The following is a 9,397-nucleotide window of genomic DNA, read 5'->3' on the forward strand; positions in this document are numbered from 1 at the left end:
GGTCTGCCTGCGGCTGGTCAAGGTGATCAGCCGGGCACCGCCGCGATGCTCGTCCAGAAGGCGACGAACCTTGGGGCGCATGGTTTTGCGGTAGCCCCAGACGTAGCGGACGAAGTTCCAGGTGATGCGGTCGTAGACACCGTCGTCGGCGTGCTGTCCGCCCCGGTAATGCCACCTTCGCTGGAAGATGCCGGCCAGGCAGGTGACGGCGGGCAAGTCCAGGAAGACCACGGTGTCTGCCGCGGCCAGCCGGATGGGGAGGGTCCCGGCGTAGTTCCCTTCCAGCAGCCACCGGGATCCGGCGACCAGTTCGCGCTGCAGTGCGGCGAATTCCTCCTGGGGCAGCGGGTTCCAGTGCTCGTCGTAATAGACGCCGTCGAGGTGGGTGAGCGGGAGATCCAGAAGCGCGGCGAGCTGGTTCGCGAGGTGGGTCTTGCCGGACCCGCCGCAGCCGATGATGGCGATCCTGTCCATGGACCGGAACGTTACCGGTGCGTGATCCCGGCAAGACGGGCGGCGGAGCGGTCACGGTGCCACCGCCTGCCGAGGAGGCCGCTGGGCCAGCACGTCGTCGAGCACTGCGAGCTGGCGCGACACGCGGAACATCTCCAGCGACCGCAAGCAGCTCGCGATCAGGTCCGCATGCTCCCGCTGCCCGGCGATGCCGCTCAGCCGGGTGATCCTGGCCGTGACGGCGGCGCCGTCGGAGACATGCAGCGCTCGTGGCGTGAAGCGGCCGGCGCCGCGGATGTTCGCGGGGGTCAGCGGCAGGCATCCGGCGAGGACGGCCTCGACGAGGCGCTGGGTCATCTGGCCTGCCGCCGCGTACCGGTCGGGCAGCAGCAGGACGGTCGCTACCGCGCGGCGATAGATTTCGGCGACCTCGGCGAACGGAACCCTGCCGGCGAACCTCACGTGCGGCCACGCTTCGGTACGGGTCCACTTGCCTGCCACCAAGTGCCGGTGCGCGGCGGCGGCCGGGGCGAAGAACGCGGTGAACGCGTCGTCGCGATCGTATTGGTTGCCGACATAGGCCAGCGGCAGGTCCCGGTCCTGAGCGGCAAGGGCCTCGGCGTCCGCGCCGTCGAGCACGTCGTCGGCGACCGGGAACAGCAGCGAGACCGCACCCGGCGCCGGGCTCAGGGCCGCCTCGCAGACCACCACGTTGCGCAGGCTGCGGAGCGGGTCGCCGGGCGGGAGCTTCCGGTCCTTGTCCCAGAGAATGGTCGGAGTCCTGCGCAGGCCGGTGTAATGATCGAGCAGCTGCTGCTGGCGATGCAGGTCGCAGGTGTGCCCGGCGGCCCCGCACCAGGTCGTGTTGCGCCCCGGGATCCGCCACCGCCATTCCAGGAACAGCGCGTCGATGCCGGGAAGGCCGACATCCCAGGCATAGCGATCGGAGAAATCCGTGCCCGCCTCGGCGAAATCCCGGTCGGGTTGCAGGAAAACGATCTCGTGGCCGCGGGATCGCAGGCCGTCAACGAGCACGCGGCGATGGCTCCGCCCGCCGTCGGGAGTGTCCGCGATCCCGGGGCCGAGAAATCCCCAGAAGCTGTATCCGATCCTCATTTCGCGATCCACCAGCCTTCCATCATCAGCGCGTCCAGGCCGCTGGCCACGAGGCAGTCCAGTGCCATTGCGGGGGTGCCGCAGATCGGCTTGCCCTTGATGTTGAGCGAGGTGTTGATGAGCACCGGGACACCGGTCAGTGCCTCGAACTCGGTCAGCACTTCGGCGAGAAACGGGTTCTGCGCCGCTGTCACGGTCTGGACGCGGGCGGTGCCGTTGGCGTGGACGACAGCCGGGATCTTCCCGCGCGCCAGTTCGGTCACACCGGATGCGACAGACATGTACGGCGCCGGCTGCGGCAGGGTGAAGTAGTCGCGCGCCGCGCCGGCGAGCACGATCGGCGCGAACGGGCGGAACGGCTCCCTGAACTTCACGGTCGCGTTCAGCCGGTCGACAACGTCGGGCAGCAGCGGCGACGCCAGCATCGACCTGTTCCCCAAAGCGCGAGGCCCGGCCTCCAGCCTGCCGTTGAAGACGCCGGCGATGCGGCCGTCGGCCAGCTGGCGAGCGAGGAAGCTGGCCGCGGATGCGGGCCGGTGCGCGAACAGACCCGGACGAGGCGACTCCGGCAGCACGAGATCCGGATAGGCCGGACCGAGATAGCAGCGGTCCGACACCGCCGAGGGAAGCGTCCCGAACCGGGTCAGGTGCGCGGCGGCGGCAGCCCCGATCGCCGTCCCGGAGTCACCGGGCGCCGGCGGCACGTGCACCTCGTCGAACAGCCCGCTTTCGACGATCTTCCCGACGGCGACGCAATTGGCGGCGACCCCGCCGCCAACGCACAGCAATCCCGAGCCGGTGACGCGCCGCGCGCGCCGGGCGAGGTGCAGCATGACCGTTTCGGTGCGTTCCTGCAGCGTCGCGGCGAGGTCTTGGTGCACCTGCTCGATCGGATCGCCCGCGCGCCGGGGCGGGCAGGTGGCCGCCGTCATCGCGTCGCTCATCCGGGCATATCGGCTGGACAGCACCCGCAGCGGCAGCAGTCCGGGATCCAGCGCGAACCCGGTGTCGGTGATCGGTATCGCCCGCGCGAACAGCCCGCGGAAGCGTGCCGGATCGCCAAGCGCGGCCAAGGCCATGACGGTGCCTTCTTCATCGCCCCGCCTCCAGCCAAGGTGCTCCGTGATCGCGCCGTAGGCGTACCCAAGCGACGCCGGATCGTCGATCGCCTCGGCGATCCGATACGCGCATCCGCGGCCAGCGGTCTGCCGGGCGTGGCCGATCGTCGTCGACTGCACCTCGCCAAGACTGTCGACGACCAGGACGGCGGCGTCCTCGTAACCTGACGAGGCGAACGCGTACATCCCATGTGCGAGGTGGTGCTGCACCGCGCGTACCCGCGCCCGCGGAAATCGTGCGGACAAGTCCCGCATCCGGGCGCGGGTACGCGCGGCCACGCGGGCGAAACTGCGGACGCGGGGCACCGCGCGGTCCCGGCTCCCGGCGCGGAACAGGTGCCCGGGCAGCTGGGCTGATCGGCACCGGCGAGCGCGAAGGCTGGGCCTACCTGCTCGCCACCGAACTGGAACGCGCGAACTGGCAGGGCGCGATCGTCGACGGGTACGCGGTCTACTCGCAGATCCACGACACCCTCCCCGACCACGTCCTCGCCGAAGTTCTGCAGGGCCGCATCACCGACGTTGAGAAAGCCGAGCAGTGGTGGCTGCGCACCCTGTGCCATCACCAGGGAGACGACGGCACCGAACCTGTCGCAGAGGCACTCGCCTTCCTCGTCGAACACGGCTATCTGGTCGAGAAGCCGCGCCCGGACGGCGCGACCGGCGTGGCCGTCGCCGAGCTGGCACGGCTCACGGCCCGTCTGATGATCAGCGCCCGCACCGGTGCCCGGCTGCGCTCCGCTGGCCGCGCTCGCCCCGCCCGAGGACCCCGACTGCGCCGAGGACACCCTCGTCCACACCGTTGCCGTGCTCGTCCCCGAACTGGCACACGCGCCCGTGGCCGAACAGCAGCGGCCGGTCGTGGCGCGGATCCTCAAAGCCGGCGGGCGGCGCGAGCGCATCACCGCCGGGACGGCGGTCGCCGGGCTGGGCTCGGCGATGTCGCTCGCGCCCGGCGATCTCGCGCGAGCGGTCATGCTGCTCGTCGCCCGCTCGCCGCGCCTGTTCGCCCACCACAGCCGCGCTGTGGCCGGTTTGCCCTCCAGCACGGTGTTTCCCGTATTGGAACAAGCACCGCGGTATCTGGCGTGGCTCGGCGCGCAGGGCCACCTCGGCACCGTGCACCCGTGGGCCGCGATCGTCGCCGCCGACCTCGGGCGCCGGATCCGCTGGCGGCAGCTGGCTCCCGGCCGAGGCGCCGGACGGCTGCTCTGGATCTGCGAACAGATGGCCACGCCGCCGCACGCGGCCGCCGCCGTGCCGACGCTGTGGCGAGCCGCGGCGGAGCGAGGCGTCCGGTCCCCGGACTGGCCCCACGCCGTCCCGCCTCGCCACTGCCGCCTCGAGCACGGCGACTACGTGGGCCTGCTTCGCGAGCGAACCACCGGCTGCACCCTGAACGCCGAGGGCGACCGCGCCGCGGTCGAGGACCTGATCTCCGGCGCCCTGATCACGTGGACCGGACGAACGACAGCGAGGACCCCGGTGACCGGAGCCGTCGAGAGCGCCTATCCGCTCCCTGCCGAAGGCGACAACCCCGTGCCCGGCGCCGCAGCGTTCACGCGCCGCGGCGACTACACCGCGACCGGGTGGCTCGCGCGGCACTATCTGGCGTTGGCACCGGACGACGCCTAGTCCTCACGGGCCGAACCGGGCCCGTTCGGGCCAGGCTCGGCCCCAATCCGATCAGCCCCCTCCTGCGCCTCGGATGTCACCGATCCGCGCGACTGCCTCCAATACCCGTGCGGTGTGCTGGTTCCACGGTGTCTCCGCGGCATTGCAGGGAACCCCGGGCACGCAACCGCGACCACCGCGGCCGGGGTCACTGTGCTCACCGGAGGCCGCGAATGCACCCACTCGTGGTACGGACGGCCGGTTCCTTCGCCCGCGCCGCGAGCGCGGTCCGCAGCGGACACGAGCTGCGCGGGCGTGTACCGGTGCGACGAGGGGGGCCCAGCGTTGCTTCCGCGCCGCCTCGTCGGAGGGAATCAGCACCGGCGCCCGCAGCACTTACACCAGCGCGGCGGGCGCGAGTCCGAGCGCCGCGCCGCGCACAACGGAGCGCACAGTCTCGAATTCCCGCCGGACCCACCACGGCGGAGCGACGGTCAGCGGCTGCCACATCCCGTGAAGATCGTGCAGTGTCGCCGTCAGCGACACGACGTCGAACACCGGCGGCAGCGACGGCCACGACGGAGGCCGCTCCGAACCGCGGAAATCGTCCTCCCCGAAACGTTCGAGCACGTTTTCAAGAATCTTCAGCGCTTTTTCGAGCGGATCCTGAACAATTCTTTCCAGGTTCAGCGGCGGCCGGGTATCCGGGAACCGATTGAGCACTTTCCTGAGTGTCAGACCGGATTTGTCGCACCAATGCGCGACACTGGTATCGGAATCAGCCAGTTCGTCGAAGACGTCCACGGGCGATATGAGACCACATCCGGACGGTGACAATGAGCAACGCCGCGGAATGGCACCGGCGGCAACTGGTGACCTGCGACGCCGAGGCCGAGCGCGCGACCGAGACGTTCCGGCGCACCGCCGGACGGACCTACGTGCCGCTCCCCCCGCTGCGCAAGGTCCTCAACGAGTGGTTCCGCCGCGGCTGGTGCCTCGCCGCGATCCAGCGCGCCTGGGAAGTCACGCCCGACGACCGGCATCAGAGGCGAGGCGACCCCCTCGGCACACGCTCGAAGCCCGGCTCAACGCGTGGCGCGACGGCCTGGGAACGCCGCTGGACCCGCCTGTTCCCGCCTCGACCGCCGAGGACATCGAACGCATCCGGGCCAGGCGCAGGGACGAACTCGGCAGCGGCCGAGCGCCCGGCAGTGCGCGCCGGCGCGCATAGGATCGAGGTCCGCGCGCTTGAAGCCGTCACGGAGCGCAAGCTCCCCGCTGTCCTCCGGCTGCGGGACTGGCTGCGTTTCGCCCACGCCTCGGGCTACTGGGGCACAGCGAACCACGTCCGGCGATTGCTCGCCCGCGCCTACCAGGATGCAGGAGAGCCCGACCGCGCTGCCGCGTTGCTGATCCAGGCCGCCCGGCTCAAGGACGCCGACGAACTCGCCCGGGCAACAGGAGACCGCTACGTCGACGTCCGACACGATCTCACAGCGCCGGCCTACTGGGTCCCGGCGGCTGCATTCCGGATCCTCGCCGTTCAAGCCGATCGTGTTCCCGACGACCACGTCAACGAGATCGTCGACGCCGCGCTCGACGTCCTGGACCGGCACCGCGCCGGACAGCTGCAGGACGCACCCTTTTTCTCGCCGTCGCTGGCACTCGAGGCGACGAAAGCCGCCGCTGCGCTCGCGGGCAGGACGACGATCGAGCAAGCATCCCGGTTGCTGGACCACCTGGAACCATCTGTGCCGCGAGGTCTCGACCACTCCCGGGACACCGACGACGACCATGTCGCCGCCTGCGTAGCGATCGCGACATCGCATTCCGCGCTGCGCGAGGCAGCTGTCGCGCAACTGCTGGACCTGCTGGCGCAGACGAGGTCCGGAGTGGCCCACAGGGTCGAGACGAGCGCCTCCGAGCTGTTTTCCCAGCACCCAGACCTCGTCCGACCGCGCCTCGCGGAGCTCGCAGCAGAGGGCAACAGGCACGCCGGCGCGTTGCTTTCGTTGATCACCGACGAGCCGTCGGAAGCTCAGCTGACAGCGGCTCGTGCCGCTGCTGTCGAGCTGATGGCGGCGTCCAAGAACACCGCCCAGTCGATCGGCGCCGGCGCCGGGGCTGGACGCCAGTCGCTGCTGGCCCTGCATTTGCCGCCTGAAGAACGCACACCGCTGGTGCGAGCCCAGCTCGACCGGGCCGCATCACCGTACGAACCGGGAACCAACCGGTCGGAGTACTACCTCGCCGCAGCCGCCCTGTCCGACGGTCTCGAGGATGTCGACGCGCTATTCGAAGAGGCGATGGGCCGCGCCGACGACGCCCGGCCCCGCGACCACCGCCGCCGAATAGAACCGGTTCGCCGCGCTGCTCGACCGGCACCTCTCCGGGGCCGAGCTGCTCGCCGTGTCCGGTTCCCTGCCGCCCGGCGGCACTCCGGAATTGGTCGCCCGCACGGCGAGCCGGCTCACGGCTGAGCGTCGAGTGCGGGAAGCAGCAGCGTTGCGTCGGGCCCGATCAGGTCCAGCTGCTGTGGAGCATTGCCGGGCAACAGCGATCGGAGGCGTTCGAACGCCTGGCGGGCGTCCGGCCGGTCTCCCGGCAGCCCTGACAGCAGTTCGCTGGTCAGCTTGGCGAGCGGCGGAGCGATGTCGCCGGGCAGGCGATCCGCCAGAAGATCAGCCAATATCATGCCGACGGAATACACGTCTCCTGGCGACCTGTCGTCGCCGCGGCGCCGTTCAGGCGCGATGTAGTACTGGGAGCCCTCTAACTGCGGACCGGTGAGCCGTGTGTCGTCGCATCCCGTGTCCAGCATGATGCCGAAGTCGATCAGCTTGCCGTGTCCGTCGGAGACCATGATGTTGTTCGGCGTGATGTCGCGGTGGACGATCGACTGATCGTGGACGTAGACGAGAATCGAGCAGACATGCGCTGCCAGCGCGAGTGCCCATCCGACCGGAACCGGCGTCCCGCGCTCCGCGTGCCTGTACTTGATGTCTGTGAGAGTGGGTCCTGGCACGTAGTCCATGACCAGGTTCACCGTGGTCCTGTCCTCGTCGACCCAGTAGTCGCGGATGGCGGGGATGTCAGGATGCCGCAATTTCTGCAAAGCGCGCACTTCGCGTCGGGACCGTTCCGCCGCAACGTCGTCGGCTGCGGTGATCCTCTTCACCGCGACCTTGCTGCCGGGAGGTTGTTCAAGATCCTCGGCAAGGTAGACCGCCGATTTGGGGCTGCGCGGGCCGATTTCGCGGATGATCCGATAGCGTTTTCGCAGGAGCCGCTGTTCAGGCATCGGTCTCCTCGTTCTTGTCGATGGCCGTCACGACGGCGCCGATCAATTCGGCGCAGCGTTGCGGGTTGCCGAGAACGGCCGACACGAACCCGACGTCCCCGAAGCGGGCGTCCATCGCCGCACTGATCGCCGACAGGACGGCCGGCACGTCGTCGTGCAGATCTGCGCGCTGGAACAGGATGTGCGCTACGACGAGCTCGCCTTTCTCGGCGATCGCCGCCTGTCGCCCTGTCAGCCGGGCCGCGTGCTCGTGCACTGCCTTGCGCAGCGCGCGCAGCCGCAGTACCGANGTACCGACCGCCAGATCTCGCGGGCGGGCGGGCGGTGGCCGAACAACGCCGTGTACGCGCCGTCAGGACCCGGTGTCCATAGGAAGTCGGCAGAGGACACGATTCGCGACACCATGGCCGGGTCCGGGTGCGCACAGGCCAGGGCGAGCGCGGCTTCGTCTGCCGTGCAACCGGCGTCCGGAGCCGGTGGGAGCTCGCGGCGGCGGAGCGCGTAGTCCTTGTTCAGCGAGACCTTGAAGTCTTCCCTGATACGGATTTGGAGCTCGTCCAATGTCGCAAAGTCGCGTGGTTCCATCCGGTTCTGGATGTTGGTCGCGACAGCGATCGTTTCCGCGACCCCCTCGCGGGCGTCCTCGGCCACGACTACTCTGAGCACAACGCGGGCATCGTCGAGGGAACGCGGGTTGTTCTCGTACGTGCGGTAGAGCGCCAAAGCCGTCTGCACGCCGTTGACGATTGCCGCGCCGGAAAGGCGAAGCCGCGCGGGCTGAGTCCGGCCGTCTGCGGCGAGCGGCTCCAGAACGGCTCCGTCGCACACGACCGTGATCCCGTTGTTCAAAAACACGAACTGTTCAGGGTTTTTCAGCGGGCTCGCGAGGAGGCTCTCGCTGATCTCGCTTGTCGCGAGCGCGTTGCGCGCGTTGCGGATCATGAGCGCCGGGCCGTTGTCCAGATACCATCGGGCGACCTGCGCCGCCGGCACCATCCCCACGTATGACCGGTACGGGTAGTCGATCGTGGACCAGCCGTCCGAGAACGTCGCGTCGATGCTCACCGGACCCGGCTGCAGATACTCGCGTGCCGCCACGTGAAAGTCGGCAGCGGTCAGAACATGCAAGTCGACCGAGCATGGCAGGTCCGACGCCGCAGCGTCGATCATGTTCTGGACGGGTTGCGCCACGCCTGATTCCGTCATGACCGCGGCGACGAGATGAACACGGACGTCCGGCGTGGCCAGCATCCGGCGGACCTGGTCGGCGAACGTACGCAGCCGCGGGTTCATCCGGTCGAACTCGAAGTTGTCCAGCGCCTGGAAGCCGCGGACCAGCCGATCAGCGTCGGCAGCACGGAAAACCGCACGGCCCTGGTCGCTCCACTTCGCTTGCACGAGCCACAACTCGTTCGTGGGCAAGGAGAAGGCCAGCGCATCGATGCCAAGATCGTCGTGGCCGTCGGTCACGGAGGAGACCGCCTCGGCCAGGGTGCGGCCGGTCAGGAGCTGAACCGCCTTCGCTGCCAATGCTTTCCCGAGGAAGCCCGGAGCGTCGGCGGGGAACTTGTCCCTGAACTCGGCAGCCAGCGTGTCGCGCACGTGCTGGATCGCGAGCGGAGTCTTAGGACTGTTCACAGTGGTGACCTCGCGTCGGCGTCTCGTACCTGCCAGCAGCGTAGTACGCGGGCCGCCGGTGTCGTCCGGTTCAGGAAGCAATCGCACGCCGGCAAGTCTGCCAGCAGCAGTGAGCACGACACCGGCGACAGCACGGCAACGGAGGCGACGGGCATGG

General features: G+C 69.5%; 9 protein-coding genes. 2 read left to right on the forward strand and 7 right to left on the reverse strand.

All coding sequences use genetic code 11. The annotated features are described in order from the left end of the window. The 3 genes from A4R44_RS47100 to A4R44_RS42530 all read right to left on the reverse strand — a co-directional run. Positions 1-474 (reverse strand): topology modulation protein (locus tag A4R44_RS47100; RefSeq protein ID WP_095213977.1); only part of this gene is annotated, 474 nt, incomplete at its 3' end. A gap of 51 nt (positions 475-525) precedes the next feature. Further along, positions 526-1,569 (reverse strand): hypothetical protein, encoded by a 1,044-nt coding sequence (locus A4R44_RS42525; RefSeq protein WP_198545662.1) that lies wholly within the window; start codon positions 1,567-1,569, stop codon positions 526-528. Further along, on the reverse strand, positions 1,566-2,966 hold the full coding sequence (locus A4R44_RS42530) for a carbamoyltransferase C-terminal domain-containing protein (protein WP_198545663.1): 1,401 nt from the start codon (positions 2,964-2,966) through the stop codon (positions 1,566-1,568). Before A4R44_RS42530 ends, A4R44_RS42525 begins: the two co-directional genes overlap by 4 nt. A 444-nt stretch (positions 2,967-3,410) precedes the next feature. On the opposite strand from A4R44_RS42530, the gene A4R44_RS42535 reads away from it, so the two are divergent. Next, positions 3,411-4,322 (forward strand): hypothetical protein, encoded by a 912-nt coding sequence (locus A4R44_RS42535; protein ID WP_067594598.1) that lies wholly within the window; start codon positions 3,411-3,413, stop codon positions 4,320-4,322. A 375-nt stretch (positions 4,323-4,697) separates the two neighbouring features. On the opposite strand, the gene A4R44_RS42540 is transcribed toward A4R44_RS42535, so the two are convergent. Then, positions 4,698-5,105 (reverse strand): hypothetical protein, encoded by a 408-nt coding sequence (locus A4R44_RS42540; RefSeq protein ID WP_067594602.1) that lies wholly within the window; start codon positions 5,103-5,105, stop codon positions 4,698-4,700. Between the two features lie 32 nt (positions 5,106-5,137). Between A4R44_RS42540 and A4R44_RS42545 the strand changes: the two genes are divergently transcribed. After that, complete coding sequence (locus A4R44_RS42545) at positions 5,138-6,781, forward strand: hypothetical protein (RefSeq protein WP_067594605.1); 1,644 nt, start codon at positions 5,138-5,140, stop codon at positions 6,779-6,781. On the opposite strand, the gene A4R44_RS42550 is transcribed toward A4R44_RS42545, so the two are convergent. The 3 genes from A4R44_RS42550 to A4R44_RS42560 are packed head-to-tail and all read right to left on the reverse strand — an operon-like array spanning position 6,772 to position 9,204. After that, on the reverse strand, positions 6,772-7,602 hold the full coding sequence (locus tag A4R44_RS42550; protein ID WP_067594608.1) for a serine/threonine-protein kinase: 831 nt from the start codon (positions 7,600-7,602) through the stop codon (positions 6,772-6,774). The genes A4R44_RS42545 and A4R44_RS42550 overlap by 10 nt on opposite strands. Continuing rightward, complete coding sequence (locus tag A4R44_RS42555; RefSeq protein ID WP_067594611.1) at positions 7,595-7,858, reverse strand: hypothetical protein; 264 nt, start codon at positions 7,856-7,858, stop codon at positions 7,595-7,597. The genes A4R44_RS42550 and A4R44_RS42555 overlap by 8 nt, the downstream gene beginning before the upstream one ends. Next, positions 7,834-9,204 (reverse strand): AIPR family protein, encoded by a 1,371-nt coding sequence (locus tag A4R44_RS42560; RefSeq protein ID WP_157905152.1) that lies wholly within the window; start codon positions 9,202-9,204, stop codon positions 7,834-7,836. The genes A4R44_RS42555 and A4R44_RS42560 overlap by 25 nt, the downstream gene beginning before the upstream one ends. Between the last annotated feature and the right edge of the window lie 193 nt (positions 9,205-9,397).

This window comes from Amycolatopsis sp. M39, from assembly GCF_001651785.1.
Lineage (GTDB): Bacteria > Actinomycetota > Actinomycetes > Mycobacteriales > Pseudonocardiaceae > Amycolatopsis > Amycolatopsis rubida.

What these genes read in the sequence shown, in the direction of transcription:
- A4R44_RS42525 (WP_198545662.1), bottom strand. Translation starts at nt 1,569, where the DNA reads ATGAGGATCGGATACAGCTTCTGGGGATTTCTCGGCCCCGGGATCGCG.
- A4R44_RS42545 (WP_067594605.1), top strand. Translation starts at nt 5,138, where the DNA reads ATGAGCAACGCCGCGGAATGGCACCGGCGGCAACTGGTGACCTGCGAC.
- A4R44_RS42550 (WP_067594608.1), bottom strand. Translation starts at nt 7,602, where the DNA reads ATGCCTGAACAGCGGCTCCTGCGAAAACGCTATCGGATCATCCGCGAA.